Source organism: Streptococcus mitis, from assembly GCF_000722705.1.
Classification (GTDB): Bacteria; Bacillota; Bacilli; order Lactobacillales; family Streptococcaceae; genus Streptococcus; species Streptococcus mitis_P.
The window spans coordinates 358,025-383,337 of the sequence record NZ_JPFW01000008.1 but is presented as its reverse complement, the minus strand read 5'-3'; the positions used below and the strand labels follow the sequence as shown (position 1 = coordinate 383,337).

At 39.5% G+C, this 25,313-nt stretch carries 17 protein-coding genes and 1 pseudogene; 17 read left to right on the top strand and 1 reads right to left on the bottom strand.

From position 1 onward, the window contains the following. Positions 1 to 158: 158 nt before the first annotated feature. Positions 159 to 7,271 (top strand): G5 domain-containing protein, encoded by a 7,113-nt coding sequence (locus SK642_RS06960; protein ID WP_419991766.1) that lies wholly within the window; start codon positions 159 to 161, stop codon positions 7,269 to 7,271. Between the two features lie 234 nt (positions 7,272 to 7,505). On the opposite strand, the gene SK642_RS06955 is transcribed toward SK642_RS06960, so the two are convergent. Further along, positions 7,506 to 8,054: an NADPH-dependent FMN reductase gene (locus SK642_RS06955; protein WP_033684090.1), complete on the bottom strand. Its 549-nt coding sequence runs from the start codon at positions 8,052 to 8,054 to the stop codon at positions 7,506 to 7,508. 418 nt (positions 8,055 to 8,472) lie between these two features. On the opposite strand from SK642_RS06955, the gene SK642_RS06950 reads away from it, so the two are divergent. The 16 genes and pseudogenes from SK642_RS06950 to SK642_RS06865 all read left to right on the top strand — a co-directional run bounded on the left by SK642_RS06950 (position 8,473) and on the right by SK642_RS06865 (position 25,283). Further along, a complete protein-coding gene (locus tag SK642_RS06950; RefSeq protein WP_033684089.1) occupies positions 8,473 to 9,669 on the top strand; it encodes an MFS transporter in 1,197 nt (398 codons plus the stop codon). Between the two features lie 299 nt (positions 9,670 to 9,968). Then, positions 9,969 to 10,457 carry a DUF5590 domain-containing protein gene (locus SK642_RS06945; protein ID WP_023948412.1) on the top strand — a complete coding sequence of 163 codons (489 nt, stop codon included), beginning with the start codon at positions 9,969 to 9,971 and terminating at the stop codon, positions 10,455 to 10,457. Then, complete coding sequence (locus SK642_RS06940; protein ID WP_033684088.1) at positions 10,454 to 11,632, top strand: pyridoxal phosphate-dependent aminotransferase; 1,179 nt, start codon at positions 10,454 to 10,456, stop codon at positions 11,630 to 11,632. Before SK642_RS06945 ends, SK642_RS06940 begins: the two co-directional genes overlap by 4 nt. A 16-nt stretch (positions 11,633 to 11,648) precedes the next feature. Further along, positions 11,649 to 12,992, top strand: a complete 1,344-nt coding sequence (gene asnS, locus SK642_RS06935; protein ID WP_033684087.1) for an asparagine--tRNA ligase — start codon at positions 11,649 to 11,651, stop codon at positions 12,990 to 12,992. A gap of 305 nt (positions 12,993 to 13,297) precedes the next feature. Next, a pseudogene (locus SK642_RS11205) lies at positions 13,298 to 13,399 on the top strand (YSIRK-type signal peptide-containing protein); the annotation flags it as partial. Between the two features lie 138 nt (positions 13,400 to 13,537). Continuing rightward, positions 13,538 to 18,505, top strand: coding sequence for a mucin-binding protein (locus tag SK642_RS06930; protein WP_419991765.1), 4,968 nt, complete (start codon positions 13,538 to 13,540; stop codon positions 18,503 to 18,505). A gap of 163 nt (positions 18,506 to 18,668) precedes the next feature. Next, positions 18,669 to 18,959 carry a 30S ribosomal protein S6 gene (gene rpsF, locus SK642_RS06910; RefSeq protein ID WP_001151786.1) on the top strand — a complete coding sequence of 97 codons (291 nt, stop codon included), beginning with the start codon at positions 18,669 to 18,671 and terminating at the stop codon, positions 18,957 to 18,959. A gap of 11 nt (positions 18,960 to 18,970) precedes the next feature. Beyond that, a complete protein-coding gene (ssbA, locus tag SK642_RS06905; protein WP_000609606.1) occupies positions 18,971 to 19,441 on the top strand; it encodes a single-stranded DNA-binding protein SsbA in 471 nt (156 codons plus the stop codon). Positions 19,442 to 19,472: 31 nt separating this feature from the next. Further along, positions 19,473 to 19,712, top strand: coding sequence for a 30S ribosomal protein S18 (rpsR, locus tag SK642_RS06900; protein WP_000068664.1), 240 nt, complete (start codon positions 19,473 to 19,475; stop codon positions 19,710 to 19,712). Between the two features lie 455 nt (positions 19,713 to 20,167). Then, positions 20,168 to 21,568 (top strand): bifunctional Cof-type HAD-IIB family hydrolase/peptidylprolyl isomerase, encoded by a 1,401-nt coding sequence (locus SK642_RS06895; RefSeq protein ID WP_033684086.1) that lies wholly within the window; start codon positions 20,168 to 20,170, stop codon positions 21,566 to 21,568. Position 21,569: 1 nt separating this feature from the next. Beyond that, a complete protein-coding gene (locus SK642_RS06890; RefSeq protein WP_023943268.1) occupies positions 21,570 to 21,932 on the top strand; it encodes a S1 RNA-binding domain-containing protein in 363 nt (120 codons plus the stop codon). Between the two features lie 52 nt (positions 21,933 to 21,984). Beyond that, positions 21,985 to 22,734, top strand: a complete 750-nt coding sequence (locus tag SK642_RS06885) for a tRNA1(Val) (adenine(37)-N6)-methyltransferase (RefSeq protein ID WP_033684085.1) — start codon at positions 21,985 to 21,987, stop codon at positions 22,732 to 22,734. After that, positions 22,724 to 23,008: a GIY-YIG nuclease family protein gene (locus SK642_RS06880; RefSeq protein ID WP_033684084.1), complete on the top strand. Its 285-nt coding sequence runs from the start codon at positions 22,724 to 22,726 to the stop codon at positions 23,006 to 23,008. Before SK642_RS06885 ends, SK642_RS06880 begins: the two co-directional genes overlap by 11 nt. Before the next feature lie 85 nt (positions 23,009 to 23,093). After that, positions 23,094 to 24,029, top strand: a complete 936-nt coding sequence (locus tag SK642_RS06875; RefSeq protein WP_033684083.1) for a manganese-dependent inorganic pyrophosphatase — start codon at positions 23,094 to 23,096, stop codon at positions 24,027 to 24,029. Positions 24,030 to 24,115: 86 nt separating this feature from the next. Next, positions 24,116 to 24,628: a YiiX/YebB-like N1pC/P60 family cysteine hydrolase gene (locus tag SK642_RS06870; RefSeq protein WP_033684082.1), complete on the top strand. Its 513-nt coding sequence runs from the start codon at positions 24,116 to 24,118 to the stop codon at positions 24,626 to 24,628. Then, positions 24,612 to 25,283 carry a DUF1803 domain-containing protein gene (locus SK642_RS06865; protein ID WP_033684081.1) on the top strand — a complete coding sequence of 224 codons (672 nt, stop codon included), beginning with the start codon at positions 24,612 to 24,614 and terminating at the stop codon, positions 25,281 to 25,283. The genes SK642_RS06870 and SK642_RS06865 overlap by 17 nt, the downstream gene beginning before the upstream one ends. Positions 25,284 to 25,313 lie beyond the last annotated feature (30 nt).

The following is a 25,313-nucleotide window of genomic DNA, read 5'->3' as shown; positions in this document are numbered from 1 at the left end:
AAGAACCTAAAGTGGAAAAAGAGGAAGTTTCTCATCAAAGGGCAGTTGATAAATCAAAATTGTTAACGGCTCTTTCTCGTGCAAAAAAACTAGAGAGCAAGTTATATACAGAAGCAAGTGCTGCTAAGTTGCAAGCAAGTATCCAAGCTGGTCAAGGTTTGCTTGGGAAAGCAGATGCATCTGAAGCTGAAATATCAGCAGCAGAGTCTTCTATTCAATCAGCTGTCATTGGACTGGAACTCCGCTCTAACTCCGATAAAGGAACTGTATCAGAAACTCCTGTAGCGAAGAAAGCTGACGCAGCAGAAGCCAAAGAAGAAGCTAAACCAGCTGCAACAACGACTGATCGTTCAGTTCTTGATAGCGCTGTTTTGCCAACTAGCAGAGCTGCTATAGTTGAAGCGTTTTCAGCTCCAAAAACAACTAATGAAATTTTGAAACCAGGTTTGAGCCTTTCTGATGCTCATCAAAATCCAGCTATCCGTAAGGAAGACTTGGATAAGGGACAAAGTGGTTTTAGAGCTTCTAGCAATCCAGCCAACCCGATTGTCTCAGGTTCTGGGAATACAGTTGCATTTACAGATATCAGTCAAGCTGGTCGTAGTTACAGTTTTCGTGGCTACGGGAACGCACGTGGTGGTAATTCAATTCATTATGATGTGACGACAGTACGTCAAGGTAATAGATTGAATTTCACAATTCAATATTCTGGTCCAGGTGAATTTGTTAATAATAACTTTATTTTGGATAAAGGGGATGGATTTGGAAATCCTTCAAATGCAACTATCACAACTCCAAGATTAAGAGAGCAATCAAAACCTATTAGCCAGGGTGCCAACTTTGTATCTCACTCAGGATATACTATGACCTCTGCTACTGAAACAAGTATGCAACAGACAATCAGATTCAGTTTGCCAATCAACAATCCAAATGGTGATTTGTCTGTCCGTTTGAAACCTGTTACTTTTAACGTGGACCAAGGTGGTGGCGGTGCCGCTACTAGCAATGATCCATACAGTAACTCTAACTATTATTATAGAGCAAACCCACTATACTTGGATGCCAATCCAAATGGTGGTTCTAGTAACAAGGTTGTTACAGAAGATATTGACTTCCAAACTGTCTATCTTCCAACAAGTAAGTTGCCAGAAGGCCAAACTAGATTAGTCAGAGAAGGTGAAAAAGGACAACGTCAAATTACCTATAAAGTTCATCGATTTGGTAACGAAACAATTTTAGGATTACCAATTAGTAATAGTGTCACTAAAGAAGCTAAGCCACGTATTCTGCAAATTGGTGTTGCTAAAGAGCTAATCGATACAGTAAAACCACGTGTTGATCAAAATAAAGTCGGTGATACAAATAATCTTACTTTCTATCTTGATAACGATGGCAACGGGGTTTATACAGAAGGTGTAGATGAACTTGTTCAAAAAATTGCTATTAAAGATGGAGCCAAAGGTGAAAAAGGAGACCAAGGTGAACGCGGTTTAACTGGAGCTAAAGGTGAAAAAGGAGATCAAGGCGAACGCGGTTTAACTGGAGCTAAAGGTGAAAAAGGAGACCAAGGTGAACGCGGTCTAACTGGAGCTAAAGGTGAAAAAGGAGACCGAGGCGAACGTGGACTCACTGGAGCTAAAGGTGAAAAAGGAGACCAAGGCGAACGCGGTCTAACTGGAGCTAAAGGTGAAAAAGGGGACCAAGGCGAGCGCGGTTTAACTGGAGCTAAAGGTGAAAAAGGAGACCGAGGTGAACGTGGACTCACTGGAGCTAAAGGTGAAAAAGGAGACCAAGGTCAGGCAGGTCGTGACGGTGTAACTCCAACCGTAACCGTTAAAGATAATAAAGATGACGGCACTCATACTATCACGATTAACGACGGTAGAGGTAATGTTACAAGTACTGTTGTAAGAGATGGTTTCGATGGAGCAAGTCCATTAGTTGCGACTCAACGAAATGACGCAGATAAAACAACGACCGTTATATTCTATTATGACCAAAATGATAACAACGAATTTGATGCAGGCGATACAAAACTAAAAGAAGTTGTAATTGCAGATGGAGCCAAAGGTGAAAAAGGTGACAAGGGTGCAACTCCTAAAGTGACAACTGCTCGTGGAGCAGATGGTCATAGTAGTGACATTACATTTACAGTTTCTGGAGAAGAGCCTGTAACAGTTAACATTAAAGATGGTAAAGATGGACGTACACCAACTATTGACTTAAATGCATTGGTGGAAGCAGTTAGAAGAGGTGTTGGATCAACTTCTAATTCACAACCTTCTGGAACATCAAGAAGTGCAAGAAATAGAAGAGCATTACCAGATGAAGATAGAAGTGCAACTGAGTCATCAGAAACAGTACAACCATCAACTACAGGTTCAACAGGTTCACAACCATCAACTGCAGGTTCAACAGCATCACAACCAACATCAACTCAACCTAAACCATCAGGTGAATATGCGGGAACCGAAATAAAAGCATATTATGATAATAATCATAATGGTGTATTTGATGAAGGTGATGAGTTGATATCAAGTACTGTTATTCCTCCTGCTCCAAAAGGAGAGAATGGTAATGATGGTAAAGATGCTATAAGAGGAGCTGAATTATTAAGTGGAATTATAGCTCCAAGGCCAGAAGATGGTAAAGATGGTGATACATACATTGATGCTACAACAGGAGATGTGTATAAAAAGAGAGATGGAGCTTGGGGGAAAATCGGTAATATTAGAGGGCCTCAAGGAGAACAAGGTCCAAAAGGTGACAAGGGTGAAAATGGTCGTGATGGCTTCACACCAGAAGTAACAGTGACAGACAACCATGATGGTAGTCATACGATTACAGTTACACAACCAGAAGGACGTCCAGCTCTTACAACAATCGTTAAAAACGGAGTAGACGGTCAAACACCAAAAGTCAAAGCAGAACGTGATGAAGCCAAGAAACAAACTACTCTAACCTTCTACATTGACAAAGATGGCGATGGAAACTATACAGAAGGCACAGATACGCTCGTTCAAACATCCATCGTTAAAGACGGCCAAGACGGAGCAGCTGGACAAGCAGGACGTGATGGTAAAGAAGTATTAAACGGAAAAGTAGATCCACAACCAAGAGACGGAAAAGATGGAGACAGCTTCGTTAATACTGCCACAGGAGATGTCTTCGTTAAGAAGAACAATACTTGGGAACAAGCAGGCAACATCAAAGGTCCTAAAGGTGACAAGGGAGAAAATGGTCGTGATGGCTTCACACCAGAAGTAACAGTGACAGACAACCATGATGGTAGTCATACGATTACAGTTACGCAACCAGAAGGTCGCCCAGCCCTTACAACAATCGTTAAAAACGGAGTAGACGGCCAAACACCGAAAGTCAAGGCAGAACGTGATGAAGCCAAGAAACAAACTACTCTAACCTTCTACATTGACAAAGATGGCGATGGAAACTATACAGAAGGAACAGATACGCTCGTTCAAACCTCTATTGTCAAAGACGGTCAAGACGGAGCAGCAGGTCAAGCAGGACGTGATGGTAAAGAAGTATTAAACGGAAAAGTAGATCCACAACCAAGAGACGGCAAAGATGGAGATAGCTTCGTTAATACTGAAACAGGCGATGTCTTCGTTAAGAAGAACAATGCATGGGAACCAGCAGGCAACATCAAAGGACCGAAAGGTGACAAGGGTGAAAACGGTCGTGATGGCTTCACACCAGAAGTAACAGTGACAGACAACCATGATGGTAGTCATACGATTACAGTTACACAACCAGAAGGTCGCCCAGCCCTTACAACAATCGTTAAAAATGGAGAAAATGGCCAAACACCAAAAGTCAAAGCAGAACGTGATGAAGCCAAGAAACAAACTACTCTAACCTTCTACATTGACAAAGATGGCGATGGAAACTATACAGAAGGCACAGATACGCTCGTTCAAACATCCATCGTTAAAGACGGAGAGAAAGGTGAAGATGGGAAAACTCCTGAAGTAACTGTAACACCAGGAAAAGATGGGCATAGTTCTGATATTACATTTACAGTTCCAGGAAAAGATCCAGTTACTGTAAATGTGAAGAATGGTGAAAATGGGTTAAACGGCAAAACTCCAAAAGTTGATTTACTTCGTGTTGAAGGCAAAAATGGAAATCCATCTCATACAATTGTTACCTTCTATACTGATGAAAACAATGATGGTAAATACACACCAGGAACTGATGAACTTCTAGGATCAGAAATGATTAAAGATGGAGCTAAAGGTGCTGACGGACGTGATGGTAAGTCATTGCTCACTGTTAAAGAAGGCAAAGAAACAAAAGTTTATCAAGAAGATCCAGCAAATCCAGGTCAACCATTAACCCCTGACAGACCTCTTGCAGTAATTAGAGATGGGGTAGACGGAAAATCACCAACTGTAACTGCTGCTCGTAAGGAAGAAGTTGATCATAAGGGAGTAGAGATTACTGTCGATAATCACGATGGGTCACAACCGACTACAGTATTTGTTCATGATGGAGCTAAAGGTGAAACTGGAGCGAATGGTCAAAATGGACAAACACCTACAGTTACAACTCAACGTGGAGCAGATGGACATAGTACAGTTGTAACCATTACAACACCAGGAAAAGAACCAGTAACATTTACAGTTAGAGATGGTCTAGATGGACATAATGGTAACAATGGACGAACTCCTAAAATTGATTTACAACCATATATTAATGGAGAAGATTCCTTTAGAAGAGCAAGAAGAAGTGTAGGAAATAACCCGGATGAAGTATCAGGACATCCTAATTCTAGAGCAACATCTTCTGATAACGCAGATGGTACTCATGTTACAGTTTATTTTGATAATAATGGAAATAATCATTACGATCCTGGAGTAGATGAGTTAATCAGTGAACGTGATGTATTGAACGGAGTTAATGGAGAAAATGGTGCTAGTGGTAGAGACGGACGTAATGGATCTGAACTTTTAAGTGGAAATATTGCACCAAATCCAAAAGATGGGAAAAATGGAGATACTTATATTGATAGTTCAACAGGAGATGTCTATAAAAAACAAAACGGAGCATGGAACAAGACTGGCAATATAAGAGGACCTCAAGGAGCAAAAGGAGATACACCAGAAGTTACAGCTAAACCAGGAACAGATGGACATAGTACAGATATTACAATTACAACACCAGGAAAAGATCCTGTTACTGTAAATGTAAAAAATGGTAAAGATGGAAAATCTCTAATTGCTAAAAAAGAAGGTAATGAAACTAAAATTTTTGTGGAAGATCCAGAACGTCCAGGTCAACCATTGGATTCTACAAAACCACTTGCCACAGTTTTAGATGGGTTAAAAGGTGATAAAGGTGAAAATGGTGCAGATGGCAAATCACCAGTTGTTACTGTAACAGATAACGGAGATGGAACACACTCTATTACCGTTCGAAATGGAGATGGCTCTGAATCAACTACTAAAGTTAAAGACGGTAAGGATGGTAAAACAGCTACTATCACCACAACTGAAAATCCAGATGGAAGCCATACAATTACTGTAACAAATCCAGATGGAACTTCTAAAGAAACAGTTGTTAAAAACGGTAAAGACGGCAAGACTCCAAAAGTTGAAGTAACAGATAATAACGATGGAACTCACACTGTTAAAGTGACAGATGGAGAAGGTAATATTACAAATGCTATTATCAAAGATGGTAAAGATGGTAAAGCTGCTTCAGCTACAACAAGAGAAAATCCAGACGGAAGTCACACAGTAACAATCACTAACCCAGATGGAACTAAGAATGAATTTGTTGTGAAAAATGGACGTGACGGGGTAGATGGACGTACTCCAACAGTATCTGTTCGTGATAATGGAGACGGAAGTCATACAATCGTTATTACAAATCCAGAAGGTGTGACAACTGAAACCACAGTTCGTGATGGTAAATCACCAAAAGTTACTATTACTGACGAACAAAATGGAACTCATAAGATTTCAGTTCTAAATGGTGATGGAACTACTACTGAAACAATCATTAAAGATGGTAAATCACCAGTAGCGACTGTTACTGACAACCATGATGGTACTTACACAATTCGTGTAGAAAACGGTAATGGTACTGTTTCTGAAACCACAGTTCGTGACGGTAAATCACCAACTGCTAAGGTTGTGGATAACGGAGATGGCACTCACACGATCACAGTTGTGAACTCAGACGGTACAACTACTACAACCACAGTTCGTGATGGTAAAGAACCAAAACTTGAAATTATTGATAACAACAATGGTTCACACACTATTAAAGTGACAGGTGCTAATGGTAAAGAAACTACAACTACAATCTTTGATGGTAAATCACCAAAAGCGAACATCGTCGATAACGGAGACGGAACTCACACATTGACAATCGTTGATTCTGATGGCCGTGAATACAAATCTATTATCAAAGATGGTAAGGACGGTAAAGATGGAGTTTCACCAACTGTAACTGTTAAAAATAATAACGATGGAACTCACGTTGTTACAATCATTAATCCTGATGGAAGTAAGACAGAAATGGTGATTAAAGACGGTAAAGATGGTAAATCACCAAAAGTTTCTGTTGAAGATAATGGAAAAGGTAGTCATACAATCACAATCATCAATTCTGACGGAACTGTGACAAAAACAGTTGTTAAAGATGGAAAAGATGGTAGAGATGGTAGAGATGGTCGCGACGGTAAAGACGGCAAGGATGGTAAATGTGGATGTCAAGACAAACCAGTAACACCATCAAATGACAAACCAGTTTCTCCAACACCAAATGTACCAGAAAGACCAACGTTTGCAATGCCAGAACCACCAGTTTACGAATTGCCAGAATTCAACGGTGGTGTGCCAGGTATGCCTGAAGTTCCTGAAGTACCAGAATTAGATATTCCAACAGTACCAGCACAACCAACACCAAATGTGCCGACACCAGAAGTACCGGTTAAACCTGTGCCAGCGCAACCAACACCAAATGTACCGACACCAGAAGTGCCAGTACAACCAACTCCAGTTGTTCCAACACCAGAAGTACCGGTTAAACCAGTACCAGTGGTTCCAGAACAACCAGTAGTACCAACACCGGCTCAACCAGCAACTCCAGTAAATGCTAACCCAGTAGCACCAACTACAGATAAAGAAAATCATGGGGACAAATTACCTGAAACTGGAAGCCAATCTGATTATATCTCTGTTCTTCTAGGTAGCGGTATTCTATTGAGCCTATATGTAGGACGAAGAAAAGAAGATTAATCAGCCAAAAGCAGTCACTAATTTCTCGAAAGAAGATGATAAGTGATAGATCTCGAATGAAAGAATATTCTTAGGACGATTTTCCATAATGGAAAAGACTGCTAAAAACCTTGAGTGGTAACGCTCAAGGTTTTTTTGGATGGCTGATGTTTGTCTGAAAATCTTGATTGAGTCTAAAAATGCTACCCTATGAGGTGGCTATAATTGATTTAGACTTCTTAAAATTTTCTATTTTTACTGAATCGCTGCGACCAAGTCTTCCGCTTGTTTTTCAAGTGAGTTTAGGACGGTTTCTTCAAGAACCAATTCTCCATCTGCCCAGGCAGAGTCATTAACACGTGCAGCAGTGAAATTACCAACGACTTGTGTACGGATAAATGGCAAAAGGTCCTTGTAGATAGCGAAAAGTTGATCGTGACCTGCATTGGCTACAGACGATACTGTGACAAACTTGTCTTGAAGGGCAGAAGCGCCACGTGTATCAGACAAGTCAAGGGCACGAGATAACCAGTCAAGCAAGTTTTTCACTGTTCCAGGGATAGAGAAGTTGTAGACTGGAGAGAAAATCCAGATAGCATCCGCGGCGAGAACCGCTTCACGAGCAACAGCTACAGCTGGATGTGTTGGAACTTCCAAATCTTGGCTGAAGAGAGGAAGGGCTGAATAATCAAGGTAGCTAACTTCTGCTTTACCATCAAGTGCTTTCTCAGCTTCGAGAGCCAGTTGGTGGTTGAAAGAACCTTGACGTAGTGATCCGACGATAAATAATACTTTTTTAGACATGATGTGTCTCCTTTTTCTTAAATTTCCGAGAACTCTCTCGTTGTTATAAAATATATTACAACAAAACAAAAGGACTTGCAAGAAATTTGCTCAGAGTTAGTCGAAGACTATAAAACTGTATAATTTCTAGTCACATTTAGATGAAAAAGTAAAAGAATTCATTTAGATTATGGTTTGCTTTGATTTTCGAAGAGTATTCCTATATTCTCTTGTAATATGATGACATAAGTGCTAAAATAAACAAGAAAACTCGCAATAGAAACCGCAGAACAGCTATTTTCTGGTATCATTTCATAAATCATTAAAGGAACAATAATGGCATTGAAGAATGCTTCTAAAAGGGGTGGAGATCATGTAAGATACAGATTAACAAGTGACGGACAAAAGAAATAATAATACACTTGTTAAAGGAGAAAAGATGTTAATAAGAAATTATCGGAAAAATATTGGCCTGATGGCCGGAGTTGAGTTTTTTGCATTTCTAGGGATTACCAGTTTTTGGATTCTCTTTCTCAGTCAAAACGGTATGTCTCTTTGGCAGATTGGACTTCTGGAAAGTATTTTTCATACGACCAGTCTTCTCTGTGAAATTCCATCTGGAATGTTAGCTGACCGCTATTCCTATAAGACCAACCTTTATTTAAGTCGTATAGCAGGGATTGTGTCTTCTATTCTTATGTTGGCTGGGCAGGGAAATTTTTGGATTTATGCCTTAGCGATGGCGGTAAGTGCCTTGTCTTATAATTTTGATTCAGGCACAAGCGCAGCAATGGTATATGACTCGGCTGTAGAGGCTGGACTCAAGAAGTGTTACTTATCTATTTCAAGTTTTATGTCAGGAGTAGCAGAAGGAACTCGGTCTTTGGGGACAGTGTTGGCGGGATTTTTTGTCCATGGTCAATTGCACCTGACCTACTATATCATGATTGCGACTTCTATCATAGTTCTTTTCCTGATTTGGATGCTGAAAGAACCTAGTATTAAGGTAGAAAAAACTGATAGTGTGACCATGAGACAGATTATTTGGACTGTTAAGGATGAGTTGAAGAGAAATCCCATGCTTTTCAACTGGATGATTTTGTCTCAGATTGTCGGAGTACTCATGTGCATGTTTTATTTTTACTATCAAAATCAGTTGCCAGATTTAAGTAGTTGGCAAATTTCAGCAGTTATGCTACTTGGAAGTCTCTTGAATATCCTCGCAGTCTATCTAGCGAGTAAGATTGGAAAGAACTATGCTGCCTTGAAACTTTTCCCTATCCTCGTCCTGCTGACTGGAGTTACCTACCTGCTGTCCTACTTTGGAACACCTCTAATCTATATTTTGATTTATTTGATTAGTAATGCTCTATATGCTCTTTTTCAGCCGATTTTTGACAATGATTTGCAAGAGCGGCTTCCAAGTGAAGTAAGGGCAACCATGCTGAGTGTCTACTCTATGATGTTTAGTCTGAGTATGATTGTGTTCTTCCCACTGACAGGCTGGTTGATTGACAATTTAGGCTTTGTAGTAACATTTCTTTATCTAGGATCCTTTTTAGTCATGATTAGCCTTCTACTGCCTATATTTTTAGGAAAAATGGCTAAAAGAATGGATGATAAAGTGATTCCATAAATCAAAAAAATTACGAAAACTTGAGTGCCAAGCTCAGGTTTTTTAATAGGTTGATTTTGGAGCTGTATTTACTTTTCCTGCTCGGTTTTAATCAAGAAAAATCGATTTACTTTGAAGGAAGAAATAGAATTGGTTGCTTATACTCAATGAAAATCAAAGAGCAAACTAGGAAGCTAGCCGCAGGTTGCTCAAAGCACTGCTTTGAGGTTGCAGATAAAGCTGACGTGGTTTGAAGAGATTTTCTATGAGTATTCCTATATTCACTTGTAATAAAGCCTAATAGATGGTAAAATAGACGAGTGAAAAAAAGACAAAACAAAGCAAAAAATAATCTACTGTGGCAGTATGGTCTAGGGATGACGATTTTGTTGGTGGTTATCAGTGCTTCCTTTCTGTATCTGGTGTTTCTGAGTATGAAACCCTATCAAACAGCTAAAAGTGAAGGAGAAAAATTAGCTCAGCAGTATGCAGGATTAGAGCAGGCTGATCAGGTTGACTTATACAATGGCTTGGAATCCTATTATAGCGTTCTTGGTCGTAATAAAAAACAAGAAGCACTTGCTGTCCTGATTGGAAAAGATGACCATAAAATCTACGTTTATCAGCTAAATCAAGGTGTTTCACAAGAAAAAGCAGAAGCGGTTTCTAAGGAAAAAGGAGCTGGTGAGATTGACAAGATAACATTTGGCCGTTATCAAGATAAGCCAATCTGGGAAGTCAAGTCAGGCTCTGATTTTTATCTAGTAGATTTTGAAACAGGAGCATTGGTCAATAAGGAGGGCCTATGAAACTATCCAACCGTGTTTTAGAAATGGAAGAAAGCGTCACTCTGGCTAGTGATGCAAGAGCAAAGAAGTTAAAAGCTGAAGGAAAAGATGTACTTTTCTTAACTTTAGGTCAGCCCGATTTCCATACTCCCAAAAATATTCAAGATGCAGCTGTTGCAGCCATTCGAGATGGACGTGCTTCTTTCTATACGGTAGCTTCAGGTTTGCCTGAGTTAAAAGCAGCAGTCAATACCTATTTTGAGCGTTATTATGGTTATTCCGTGGCGGCCAACGAAGTCACATTTGCTACTGGTGCTAAGTTCTCACTCTATACTTTCTTTATGGCTGTGGTCAATCCAGGTGATGAAGTGATTATCCCAACCCCATATTGGGTCAGCTATGGAGATCAGGTCAAGATGGCTGGTGGTGTTCCAGTCTTTGTCCAAGCCAAAGAAGACAATCACTTTAAAGTAACTGTGGAGCAGTTAGAAACAGCTCGCACAGACAAGACCAAGGTTTTGGTGTTGAATTCGCCATCTAATCCGACTGGTATGATCTATACTCGTGAAGAATTACTAGCTATCGGAAATTGGGCTGTTGAACATGACATTCTCATCCTAGCAGATGATATTTATGGTCGTTTGGTCTATAACGGGAATGAGTTCGTACCAATCTCTAGTCTATCAGAAGCCATTCGCAAGCAAACCATCGTCATTAACGGTGTATCAAAAGCTTATGCCATGACAGGTTGGCGGGTAGGTTATGCAGTGGGTGATCCAGAAATCATTGCTGCTATGAGCAAATTGACAGGTCAAACAACTTCTAACCTAACTGCTGTTTCACAATATGCAACCATCGAAGCCCTAACTGGACCGCAAGATTCTGTGGAAGTTATGCGTCAAGCATTTGAAGAACGTCTCAATACCATCTATCCACTCTTGTGTGAAGTCCCTGGTTTTGAAGTGGTCAAACCGCAAGGAGCCTTCTATCTCTTCCCAAATGTCAAAAAAGCTATGGAGATGAAAGATTATAGCGATGTAACAGCATTTACAACGGCTATTCTTGAAGAAGTTGGTCTGGCCTTGATTACAGGAGCAGGTTTTGGAGCACCAGAAAATGTTCGTCTCAGCTATGCGACGGACTTAGATACCCTTAAAGAAGCAGTTAAACGCTTGAAAGCATTTATGGAAAAATAAAAGAAAAGGAAAAACAATGACAAAACGTGTAACGATTATTGATGTAAAAGACTATGTTGGTCAAGAAGTGACGATTGGCGCTTGGGTTGCCAACAAATCAGGAAAAGGGAAAATTGCCTTCTTGCAATTGCGTGATGGAACAGCCTTCTTCCAAGGTGTGGCCTTTAAACCAAACTTTGTCGAAAAATTTGGTGAAGAAGTGGGACTTGAGAAGTTTGATGTCATCAAACGCTTGAGCCAAGAAACGTCTGTTTATGTGACAGGGATTGTCAAAGAAGACGAACGTTCTAAATTTGGCTATGAGTTGGACATTACAGACATCGAAGTGATTGGTGAATCTCAAGACTACCCAATCACACCAAAAGAACACGGAACAGATTTCTTGATGGACAACCGTCACTTGTGGCTACGTTCTCGTAAGCAAGTAGCGGTGATGCAAATCCGTAACGCTATCATCTACGCAACTTATGAGTTCTTCGACAAGAACGGTTTCATGAAGTTTGATAGCCCAATTCTTTCAGGAAATGCGGCTGAAGATTCAACAGAACTGTTTGAAACGGACTACTTCGGAACTCCAGCCTACTTGAGCCAATCAGGTCAGCTTTACCTAGAAGCAGGTGCTATGGCCCTTGGCCGTGTCTTTGACTTTGGTCCAGTATTCCGTGCTGAAAAATCAAAAACACGCCGTCACTTGACTGAGTTCTGGATGATGGACGCAGAGTACTCATACTTGACACACGATGAGTCACTTGACTTGCAAGAAGCTTATGTGAAAGCTCTTCTTCAAGGTGTTCTTGACCGTGCGCCTCAAGCCTTAGAAACTTTGGAACGTGATACAGAACTTTTGAAACGCTACATTGCAGAGCCATTCAAACGTATCACTTACGATCAAGCCATTGACCTCTTGCAAGAGCATGAAAATGATGAAGACGCTGACTACGAGCATCTTGAGCATGGTGATGACTTTGGTTCACCACACGAAACTTGGATTTCAAACCACTTTGGTGTGCCAACATTTGTCATGAACTATCCAGCAGCCATCAAGGCCTTCTACATGAAACCAGTTCCTGGAACTCCAGAGCGCGTGCTCTGTGCAGACTTGCTTGCACCAGAAGGTTATGGAGAAATCATCGGTGGATCTATGCGTGAGGAAGACTATGATGCATTAGTTGCTAAGATGGATGAACTTGGCATGGATCGTACAGAGTATGAATTTTACCTTGACCTTCGTAAATACGGTACTGTACCACATGGTGGATTTGGTATCGGTATCGAACGTATGGTAACCTTCGCAGCAGGAACAAAACACATCCGTGAAGCTATTCCATTCCCACGTATGTTGCACCGTATTAAACCGTAAATAATGAGATGAAAGTAAAAGGTTCTATCGGCCTTTTACTTTTTTTGATGTCGAGATTGAAAAATATTATCATTTTTTAAAAGATGATTTATCACCCTATTTATTTGCATTTTTATGCAATATATATTCAAGCATACTTGGAAGTAGCCTAATAATATTATTTTTCTGTACCTAGGACACAAAATTTTATAATTTTGAAAAAAATAGACAAATTACTTAAAAATTACTTTGAAATATGATATAATTAAACGAATATATGTACTCGTGAGTGCATATATATATATATATATATAGGGTGGTAAACAATGTTTAAATTGTCTAGACAACAAAAAGATCATCGATATTTTTGTGGAAATAGATACGAAAAATATTCGATCAAAAAATTAAAAGTTGGTGCTGCGAGTGTTTTAATCGGGGCTGGCTTCTTTTTGGGTTATCATGTTGAAGCTGATGAAATAGATGCACCGATTGCAAGTGTAACAGATAGTGGTTACAACAGAACTGGAACAGGTAATTCAGTAGTAGCAGATACGCAAGAATTTGTAATGGTAACTCATGAGAAACCAGGTGGAGTAGTAGAAGATGTAGCTATTTTAAAATCAAATTTTTCAGCAAATCTTGAACAATTAAAGAAAGAGTATCCAGGATTTACTGCGACAAGCCTACAATCTGTTGGGGAAAATAAATATAAAATTACATATGTACCGGTTACTACAACAAATCCACCGAGTTCAACAACAGAATCTGCAGCTAATACAGGAGATACTGGTACTTCAAATAGTACATCAGCAACTACTAATCAAACACAAGCAACAACTGAAAATAGAGTTAGTTTACAAGGACATATAGTAGGAAACCAAACAGAATATAATGTAGGAGAACAAATTATTTCTACATTTAGGTTAGATGTATCAGCTCCTTCAAAATTAGAAGAAGGTTCTTATATTTTAGTGAATTTACCTGAGAATGAGCCTATTACTGATGTACAATTTGGTACAGCTTTAAGGGTGGAAAAAGTAACGAATACACAGTATAAGATTTATACTGGAGAAGTTCCAAGTGGTTCTTATGGTAATTTCAATATTAGTTATAAATTTGATAAATATAAAACCGGTCGCAATTCAGAAACTTCTATTACTTCTCAAGTAATGGATAAAAATGGAAATCCTATTTCACCTGAGAAGACTACTAAGTCAGTGGTAGCAAATACAAATAAGAGTGGATATGCTAGTATTCATGTGGACAGTGAAAGTGGTGCTAGAGATTTAGCTTTATTTAATACAAATGCACCAGGAGACACTATTGATGAAACTAAGAATAAAGAATTAGTTTTAAAATTAACGACATTAAATAAAGAAGTTGCTGCCGTCAATAAAATCCAACATGCTATTACTTTACCGACAGGAGCTGTAGTGTCTGAAACATCAATCAACGCTGGATGGACACAAGAAGGAAATATTGCTCGTTATATAAGAACAATACCAGATGCAAAAGCTGTATTTAATCAAGGTAACAATACTAGTGATGACACACTTCGTATCAATATGCGTCAGGCAGGTACATTAGAAGAGTTTTTAAAAGGAAAAGAATTTACATTTACAGACAATGTAATTTATACAGATAAATCAGGAGAAACGAATACAAGTCAAGGGACAACTTCGTTAGTTGTGAAGGCTGTGAATCCTTATAAAGATAATGGAGGTGGAGCAACGCCAAATGCAGCAGGAGCACAACCCCCATTAGTAATTAATAACTTTACTAATGAACAGAATCATGAAAATAGAGTGAATATTGCAATTCCTGGAATTAATACGGAAACAGATGATAAGAGAATTATTGTTTTCTGGAGAAGTGTTGACACTCCGACAAAAGTTAAGGAAGTTGAATTAACGATTGATAGTGATTTTGATCAAAAGAGATCAATTGAATTTTATGGGACTTGGAATAAGAATGGAGCATATGCAGCTTGGTATGCGCCAGATAATCTAGGAACAAGCAATACATTTGAAGTATATACTGTAAATGGTAAAACGGAAACGAAGTTAGGGGAAATTGCCTTTAAAAAGAATGGAGGTACATCAATAGATTTACCAGAAGGTACAACCCGAGTTTTATTAAAGCCAAAAGGTGAAATGACATTTACAAATGATACGCTTAGTCAAGCTGGTATTTATTTACATCAAAACTTAAAAGGCTTAGAAAAAGCTAAACAAATGGTAGCGGAAGGAAAAGAAGCTAAGAGTATCGTTACTGCAAAAGTTTCAACTCAAGATACAGATGTGGTTAATACAAGTATTTCTAAAACAATTTTAGCAGATGCTAGAACAGCTTTAAAATTGACACCGAGAACTGGGAAGATAGAAACGGTTCTAGCAGGGAATAAAACACAATCATTAAGTTCTGGAATAGAAGCTTATGATTACTCTCCTTCAGGTTTAGGAAATCGTGTATATAGTACATATACTTCACATGGTGCTACTACAGATAAAAAATTAGATTATTTAGGTACACAAAATCCTAAAATTATTGTAGAGTTACCAGATGGTTTTAGTTACGCCGGAAATAGCCCGCTTGTAACTAAAGATGATAATTATCAAAATACTGGTAAACGTGTATTGATTATTGATCCGAAGGATTCAAATACTCGTGAGAATGTAACTCCAGATTTAGAGTTTAATGTAGCACAGTGGGTTCAAACAGGTAGTTATCGTTTGAAATATACATTAGTTTGGGATGAAAATAGATTCCTACATGGATTAAATCCTAATAATGAATTTGATGGAGATAAGACAATTATCAATACATCAACTTTCACTTATGAAATTCCTGTAAGTAATACATCAGCGACACGATTACACGTAGATGTAACAGATAAAAATGATCAACGAGAAGGGTACACAACTTCGTTACAGAATTTAGCTCCAAAAACAGATGTAACATATCGTTTTACATTATCAAATACAGATAATTCAAAATTATCGAATAATGAAGTGCTTGTGACATTACCTAAACAAGGGGACAAGAATATTGTTGATACAAGTATAAATCGTAATTCTGCATTTGATGTGGAAGCTACAGGAGAAGCAATAGCTCCTGCAGGATGGACAGCATACTACTTAACTTCTCCAATTAACGGAAATGCAAATGAAGTTGCTACAGCAACAACTTTAACAGCTGATCAAGTGACAGATTGGAGCAAGGTTACAGCCGTTAAGTTTGTTTCTAATCAAGGAACTACATTAAATCCGGGATTATCAAATGAATTTTTAGTACCAGCAAGAATTTCTAAAGATGCAAAAGATAAACAGGTAGCTTATATTTCAGCAGCAGCAAAAACAAATGCAGAGGAAATATTTAATGAGGCGAATGTAGCTTCTGTTACTATTAAAATAGAAAATATAAAAAATGGAGCTGTCAAAATTGCATATGAAGATATGCAAGGAAATACGATTAAACCAACAATAACAGCTATTGAAAAAAGAGCTTATACAAAAGATTATAATGTAGATACAGAAGAATATCGTCCTGATGAATTTACATATAATGAAATAGCGTATAGATATATGAGAGTCAAAGAAACTTCGGCTCCGGTTGAAGGTGTTATTAACAGTGAAGAAATCACTGTAACTTATGTTTATGATACTTTGTATGAAAATGTTCCAGAAACAAAAACAATCACGCGTACAATTAAGTATGTAGATGCAAGCAACGAAACAACAGAAGTATCACCAAAAGTAGTACAAACGGTGACACTCACAAGAACAAACAAACGAAACAAAGTAACGAATGCACTTGAAGAAGGAACATGGTCACAAGGAAGTTGGGCAGAACAAACCTCACCAACAGTAGAAAACTATGGAACACCAGATAAAGCAAGTGTAGCGTCAGTGGCAGTAACACCAACAATGGAAAATGCCGAAGTAGTCGTGAAGTATCCACAATCAAAAGAAGACGAAGTGGAAACAAAAGTAATTACACGTACGATTAAGTATGTAGATGCAAGCGACGAAACAACAGAAGTATCACCAAAAGTAGTACAAACGGTGACACTCACAAGAACAAACAAACGAAACAAAGTAACGAATGCACTTGAAGAAGGAACATGGTCACAAGGAAGTTGGGCAGAACAAACCTCACCAACAGTAGAAAACTATGGAACACCAGATAAAGCAAGTGTAGCGTCAGTGGCAGTAACACCAACAATGGAAAATGCCGAAGTAGTCGTGAAGTATCCACAAGCAAAAGAAGATGAAGTGGAAACAAAAGTAATCACACGTACGATTAAGTATGTAGATGCAAGCAACGAAACAACAGAAGTATCACCAAAAGTAGTTCAAACTGTTACGCTAACAAGAACAAACAAACGAAACAAAGTAACAAATACACTTGAAGAAGGAATATGGACACAAGGAAGTTGGGCAGAACAATCCTCACCAACCGTAGCAAACTATGGCATACCAGATAAAGCAAGTGTAGCGTCAGTGGCAGTAACACCAACAATGGAAAATGCCGAAGTAGTCGTGAAGTATCCACAAGCAAAAGAAGACGAAGTAGAAACAAAAGTAATCACACGTACAATTAAGTATGTAGATGCAAGCGACGAAACAACAGAAGTATCACCAAAAGTAGTACAAACGGTGACACTCACAAGAACAAACAAACGAAACAAAGTAACGAATGCACTTGAAGAAGGAACATGGTCACAAGGAAGTTGGGCAGAACAATCCTCACCAACCGTAGCAAACTATGGAACACCAGATAAAGCAAGTGTAGCGTCAGTGGCAGTAACACCAACAATGGAAAATGCCGAAGTAGTCGTGAAGTATCCACAAGCAAAAGAAGATGAAGTGGAAACAAAAGTAATCACACGTACAATCAACTACCTAGAAAAAGGTACAAATAAAGTCTTGAAAGATCCAGCGGTACAAAGCGTGACGTTATCAAGAACAAAAACAACAAATAAAGTCACTGGAGAAGTTACATACGGAGAATGGAGCAAAGGCAGTTGGTCAGAAATAATACCAGAATCAATAGCAAACTACAAAGTTCCAAGTGTAACAAGAGTAGAAGCGACAGAAGTAACATCAACAACAGATGATAAAACAATTGATGTATACTATGAAGCAGATACAAAACCAGAGCCTAAGCCAGAGCCTAAACCAGAGCCTAAGCCAGAGCCTAAGCCAGAGCCTAAACTAGAGCCTAAGCCAGAGCCTAAACTAGAGCCTAAGCCAGAGCCTAAACTAGAGCCTAAGCCGGAACCAGCACCAGTTCCATCAACACCAGAGACTCCTGAACAACCAACAACTCCAACCCCACCTGCTGTTCCAACACCAGCTGAACCATCAGTACCAACTGATTCAGCTACTCAACCAGCAACACCTAAGTATGTTGATGGTCAAAAAGAATTGCCTAACACAGGTACAGAAGCTAACGCTAGCCTCGCAGCGCTTGGACTTCTTGGAGCCCTAGGTGGATTTGGACTTCTTGCTCGCAAGAAAAAAGAAGACTAAAAACTCATAGTTTTTGAGAAGATGATTCGTCATCTTCTTTTTTTATTTAGGTGTTTTTACTTGCGTAAAAAATTTTTTTCTAGTATAATAGTTTATTGTGAGCGAACCTCACTTACCCCTTGCTAAGTCTTGGGGTCATTAGACCAAAAGGAGGAACATATCAATGGCTAAATACGAAATTCTTTATATCATTCGTCCAAACATTGAAGAAGAAGCTAAAAACGCTTTGGTAGCACGTTTTGACTCTATTTTGACTGACAACGGTGCAACTGTTGTTGAATCAAAAACTTGGGAAAAACGTCGTCTTGCATACGAAATCCAAGATTTCCGTGAAGGACTTTACCACATCGTTAACGTTGAAGCAAACGACGACGCAGCTCTTAAAGAGTTTGACCGTCTTTCAAAAATCAACGCTGACATTCTTCGTCACATGATCGTCAAAACTGACGCGTAAGAAGGTAAACTATGATTAACAATGTTGTACTTGTAGGGCGTATGACACGTGACGCTGAGTTGCGTTATACCCCATCAAATGTAGCAGTTGCGACTTTTACTCTTGCAGTAAACCGTACATTTAAGAGTCAAAATGGCGAACGTGAGGCTGATTTTATCAATGTCGTTATGTGGCGCCAACAGGCTGAAAATCTTGCTAACTGGGCTAAAAAAGGCTCACTTATCGGGGTGACAGGTCGTATCCAGACTCGTAGTTACGATAACCAGCAAGGACAACGTGTCTACGTGACAGAGGTCGTGGCTGAGAATTTCCAAATGTTGGAAAGCCGTAGTGTGCGTGAGGGTCATACAGGTGGAGCTTACTCTGCACCAACTGCAAACTATTCAGCACCTACAAATTCAGTACCAGACTTTTCACGTGATGAAAATCCATTTGGAGCAACAAATCCATTGGATATTTCAGATGATGATTTACCATTCTAATGGACAACTAAAATTATAAAGGAGAAAAAACATGGCTCAACAACGTCGTGGCGGATTCAAACGCCGTAAAAAAGTTGATTACATCGCAGCAAACAAAATTGAATATGTTGATTACAAAGATACTGAGCTTCTTAGCCGTTTCGTTTCAGAACGTGGGAAAATCCTTCCTCGTCGTGTAACAGGAACTTCAGCTAAAAACCAACGTAAAGTAACAACAGCTATCAAACGCGCTCGCGTAATGGCTTTGATGCCTTTCGTAAACGAAGATTAAAGAAAAGACCCTGATGGGTCTTTTTTTCACGAGCTTTGAAATGAGAGAGCGAGTTGGGTCCAGTGGGCCTCTTTTTCATGAGCTTGAAAACAAGAAAGCGAATTAAGACCCCCGACGGGTCTTTTTTTTTTCACGAGCTTTGAAATGGGGGAGCGAGTTGGGGCTGGTGGCTCTCTTTTTCGTTTGTTTGAAAACAAGAGAACACATTAAGAGCATGATGGAGCTTTTTCATAAACATGTTTCTTTTCTCATAAAAGGACTTATACTCAATGAAAATCAAAGAGCAAACTAGGAAACTAGCCGCAGGCTGTACTTGAGTACGGTAAGGCGACGTTGACGTGGTTTGAATTTGATTTTCGAAGAGTATTACAATAAAAACTGGAAACTTTTTGAACATAGGGGATTTGCCTACTTTATGGTATAATGGAAAGAGTTAGATTGAAAGAGGTAGTGAGATGGATGCGAAATTAAGATACAAGGCAAAAAAGATCAAGATTATCTTTTTTGATATTGATGATACATTGCGGAATTCAAAGACAGGTTTTATTCCAGCTTCAATCCCAACTGTTTTTAAGCAATTACGTGAGAAAGGAATTTTGACAGGTATTGCTTCTGGACGGGGGATTTTTGGTGTCGTGCCAGAGATTCGTGAGCTCAAACCTGACTTTTTTGTGACCTTAAATGGGGCCTATATCGAAGATAAAAAAGGTCAGGTTATTTATCAACATCAGATTGAGAAGTCAGATGTTGAGGAGTATATCTCCTGGGCTAAGCAAGAAGGAATTGAGTATGGCTTGGTTGGGAGTCATGATGCCAAGTTGTCGATTCGCACCGATATGATTAGTGAAGCAATCAATCCAATTTACCCAGATTTAGATGTGGATCCTGATTTTCATGAAAAAGAAGATATCTATCAGATGTGGACTTTTGAAGATAAAGGAGATGACTTGCGTTTGCCTGATAGTCTCTCAGACAAACTTCGTATGGTTCGTTGGCATGAGCATTCGTCTGACATTGTGCCGATTTCAGGCTCCAAAGCGACAGGTGTGGAACAGGTTGTGGAACACCTAGGCTTGAAACCAGAGAACGTCATGGTCTTTGGAGATGGACTCAACGACTTGGAACTCTTTGATTACGCTGGAATCAGCGTCGCAATGGGAATTTCTCATGAAAAAATCAAAGAAAAAGCAGATTATATAACGAAAACACTAGAAGAAGATGGCATTTTTGATGCCTTAGAAGGATTTGGTATGGTAGAAAAAGAATTGCATTTTCCACAAGTAGACATTGAAACAGTAGAAGGTCCTCTTGCTGCTATTAAGACCAATCACGGTGATTTGCGTATCAAGCTCTTCCCTGAACATGCTCCTAAAACAGTAGCTAACTTTGTAGCTCTATCAAAAGATGGTTACTATGATGGAGTCATTTTCCACCGTATTATCAAGGACTTTATGATCCAAGGTGGAGACCCAACTGGAACTGGTATGGGAGGCGAGTCAATCTACGGCGAATCTTTTGAGGACGAGTTCTCAGAAGAACTTTACAATATCCGTGGTGCCCTTTCTATGGCCAATGCTGGTCCAAATACCAACGGCAGCCAGTTCTTTATCGTGCAAAATCAACATTTGCCTTATTCTAAGAAAGAAATTGCTCGTGGTGGTTGGCCAGAACCGATTGCGGAAATCTATGCAAACCAAGGTGGGACACCACACCTAGACCGCCGTCACACGGTTTTTGGTCAGATAGCTGATGAAGCATCTTACACTGTCTTGGATGCTATCGCTGCTGTTGAGACAGGGGCTATGGACAAGCCAGTTGAAGATGTTGTGATTGAAACAATTGAAATCGAGGACTAAGATGAAAATCGGTGATAAGCTAAAGGGGCGTATTACAGGGATTCAGCCCTACGGTGCATTTGTTGAGTTAGAGACGGGTGATACGGGGCTGATTCACATTTCAGAGATTCGAACAGGATTTATTGAAAATATTCATGAAGCCTTAAAAGTCGATGAAGAGGTTCAAGTTCAGGTAGTGGATTTAGATGAATTTACAGGGAAAGCCAGTCTTTCTATCCGTACTTTGGAGGAAGAAAAGCACCAGTTTCCGAGACGGAGACGCTTTTCAAGCGACCGCTTTAACTACGGCTTTGCGCCTCTCAAACGAATGATGCCAATTTGGACCAAGGAAGCCCTTCAACATTTGAAGAAGCAGAAGAATTAGTTAGAAATCTATATTCTTTGTAATGTTAATATAAATTTGCTATAATAAGACCATGGAAGAAGAACAATTATTAAAATCAGGAGAGCGCATTAACCAGCTCTTTTCGACAGATATCAAAATCATTCAAAATAGAGAGGTTTTTAGCTATTCGGTGGATAGTGTTCTCTTGTCACGCTTTCCACGTTTTCCTAAGAAGGGCTTGATTGTGGATTTCTGCGCTGGAAATGGAGCAGTGGGGCTTTTTGCTAGTACTCGTACTCAAGCACAGATATTGGCTGTTGAGATTCAGGAGCGTTTGGCGGATATGGCTGAACGCTCTGTCCGTTTGAATGGATTAGAGGAGCAAATGCAGGTCATCTGTGATGATTTGAAAAATATGCCTGCTTACATTCAGGGGAGTAAGGTGGATATGATTTTGTGTAATCCGCCCTATTTCAAGGTGGATCCTCATTCCAATCTGAATGAGAGTGAACATTATCTCTTGGCGCGCCATGAAATCACGACCAATTTGGAAGAAATCTGTCGTAGTGCCCAAAGTATTCTCAAGTCCAATGGGCGTTTGGCCATGGTTCATAGACCTGATCGACTCTTGGATATCTTGGACATGTTGCAACGCCATAATCTAGCTCCCAAGCGCCTGCAATTTGTTTATCCAAAGCGGGAAAAGGAAGCCAATATGCTCTTGATTGAGGCTATCAAGGATGGCTCTACAAGTGGCTTTAAGGTCTTACCTCCTTTGATTGTCCACAATGGTGATGGTTCTTATACTCCCGAACTTGAAGAGATTTATTATGGATCATAAGGCTTATATGTATGTGCTGGAGTGTCGTGATGGATCTTACTATACAGGGTATACGACTGATGTGAGAAGACGCCTCGCTGTCCACAATAGTGGGAAGGGGGCCAAATATACACGAGCCCGCTTACCAGTCAAACTCATCTATGCTCAAGGTTTTTCCAGTAAGGAAGAAGCTATGTCGGCAGAAGCCCTGCTCAAGCGTAAGAAACGACCGCAGAAGGAGCAATTTTTATCTGAAAATCAAGATAGAAATTTACTCAGTTATTTTGAAGAGTAGTGAGGAGCCCTTTGACTCCTCTTACTTTTGTCAAAAATCGAAAAAAATGCTACAATAAAGAGAATAAACAAAATGAGGTATTATCATGTCTAAGATTCTAGTATTTGGCCACCAAAATCCAGACTCAGATGCCATCGGGTCATCTGTAGCCTTTGCCTACCTTGCAAAAGAAGCTTATGGTTTGGATACGGAAGCTGTTGCCCTTGGAACTCCAAATGAAGAAACAGCCTTTGTCTTGAACTATTTTGGTGTGGAAGCACCGCGTGTTATCACTTCTGCTAAAGAAGAGGGTGCAGAGCAAGTTATCTTGACTGACCACAATGAATTCCAACAATCTGTATCAGATATCGCTGAAGTAGAAGTTTATGGTGTTGTAGACCACCACCGTGTGGCTAACTTTGAAACTGCAAGCCCACTTTACATGCGTTTGGAACCAGTTGGATCAGCTTCTTCAATTGTTTACCGTATGTTCAAAGAACATGATGTAGCTGTTCCTAAAGAGATTGCTGGTTTGATGCTTTCAGGTTTGATTTCAGATACCCTTCTTTTGAAATCACCAACAACACACCCAACAGATAAAGTCATTGCTCCAGAATTGGCTGAATTAGCTGGTGTAAACTTGGAAGAATATGGTTTGGCTATGTTGAAAGCTGGTACAAACTTGGCTAGCAAATCTGCTGAAGAATTGATTGACATCGATGCTAAGACTTTTGAATTGAACGGAAATAATGTTCGTGTTGCTCAAGTAAACACAGTTGACATCGCTGAAGTATTGGAACGTCAAGCAGAAATCGAAGCTGCAATGCAAGCTGCTAACACAGCGAATGGTTACTCTGACTTTGTCTTGATGATTACAGATATCGTCAACTCAAACTCAGAAATCCTAGCACTTGGTGCTAACATGGACAAGGTCGAAGCAGCCTTCAACTTCAAACTTGAAAACAACCATGCCTTCCTTGCTGGTGCTGTTTCACGTAAGAAACAAGTGGTGCCTCAATTGACTGAAAGTTTTAATGCCTAAGATTTTGGGTGTCAGTTCAAAATAGGAAAGGCTAGTTTGCCTTATATCGAAAGGAGTTTCGGCTCCTTTTTTTCTAGGAGTGAAGCATGTTAGCAAATGGCGATTTGATTTTTGTGAGAGATGAGTCGGACATGGGACAGGCCATCCAGACTTCCACAGGCAACTATAGTCATGTTGCCATTTATTTGGATGGGATGATTTACCATGCTAGTGGAAAGGTGGGTGTTATCTGTCAGGAACCAGCAGATTTCTTTGAGTCCAATCACTTGTACGACCTCTATGTTTACCCAGAACTAGACATCCAGTCTGTCAAGGAGAGAGCTTGCAGACATCTTGGAGCACCCTACAATGTTTCTTTCTATCCAGATGGAGAAGGTTTTTACTGTTCCCAGTACATGGCAGAAATTCTCCCCATTTTTGAAACTATTCCCATGAAATTTGGGGATGGGGAGCAGGAGATTAGTGATTTTTGGAGAGAGTATTACAGAGAACTAGGTCTGCCTGTTCCTCTGAATCAAGCTGGGACCAATCCCAGTCAGTTGGCAGCATCGCCTCTGTTAGAATGTAAAGAAAGGAATCTTCATGATTCAGATTTTTAATCCCTCTAGTTTGACGAGACAGCCTTTTTTTGGAGAATTGATCCGCTATCTGGACCAGCATGATGATGTGATTCTACGAGAAATCAAGGCCCAATTCCCATATGTAGCAGTTGATAAACTCATGGAAGAGTATATCAAGGCTGGATTGATTCTACGAGAAAATAAGCGTTATTACCTCAATCTTCCTTTGCTGGAATCACTTGATAGTCTCGAACTGGACCAAGAGATTTTTGTCAGCGAAGATAGTCCAGTCTATCAAGCCTTGTTGGAGAAGAGTTTTGAGACAGAATTGCGCAATCAAACAAATGCAGCTATTTTAGTTGAAAAGACGGATTTTGCGCGAACAAAAATGACCTTGTCCAATTATTTCTACAAGGTCAAAAATCAGTATCCTTTGACAGAAAAACAGCAGGAACTCTATGCCATTTTGGGAGATGTTAATCCTGAGTATGCTCTCAAATATATGACGACTTTTTTGTTGAAATTTCTTAAAAAAGATCAGCTCATGCAGAAACGTCGTGATATCTTTGTGGACAGTTTAGTCGTTCTAGGCTATATTGTCCAAAAGGAAGATGGAAAGTATGAGTTGGCTGTTGATTTTGATAAGGAACGATTAATTTTCTTTATACTCAATGAAAATCAAAGAGCAAACTAGGAAGATGGCCGAAGGTTGCTCAAAGCACTG